Origin of the sequence: Cereibacter sediminicola (genome assembly GCF_007668225.1) — a bacterium.
In the GTDB taxonomy this organism is placed as follows: domain Bacteria; phylum Pseudomonadota; class Alphaproteobacteria; order Rhodobacterales; family Rhodobacteraceae; genus Cereibacter_A; species Cereibacter_A azotoformans.
The window spans coordinates 1-440 of the sequence record NZ_VDEK01000160.1 but is presented as its reverse complement, the minus strand read 5'-3'; the positions used below and the strand labels follow the sequence as shown (position 1 = coordinate 440).

The window sequence follows — 440 nt, the reverse complement described above, 5'->3', positions numbered from 1 at the left end:
GCCGATCCCCGGCCGCGCCGACGGCTTCGAGGCGACGGTGCGGCTGCCCGCCTGACCGGCCTGATCTCCGCCTGCCCTGGTCCGTCAGTCGCCGACGGCAGCCAATCGAGAACCCCGACCGCAAACGGGATGCGGCCGCGGCCTGTCGCACGTCGGGTCGCCTCAATCGTCGTCGAAGCTGCCGCGCTCGGCGCCGGTGTGGCATGCCGCACAGTTGGCCATGCTCCTGGCCTTCTCCAGCATCCGGGGCGTCACCTCATCAGAATGCTCGCGCTTGAACCACGGCAGCTCCGAGATCCTGAGCGGCGTGTCGGTCGCGCCCACCCCGCGCAGCGCGCGGCCGCCCGCGCTGTCGGCGGCATTCGCGACGAGGTACGCCTCGATGTCGGCGCGGGTCCTGTCGTCGAGCGAGGCATCCTCGCCGAAGTGGTTCGGAAGAT

The 440-nt window shown here is 71.4% G+C and carries 1 pseudogene; it reads right to left on the bottom strand.

Annotated features, from left to right (window positions below):
- Positions 1 to 162 precede the first annotated feature (162 nt).
- Positions 163 to 440 (bottom strand): annotated as a pseudogene (locus FG154_RS20820) (diheme cytochrome c); the annotation flags it as partial.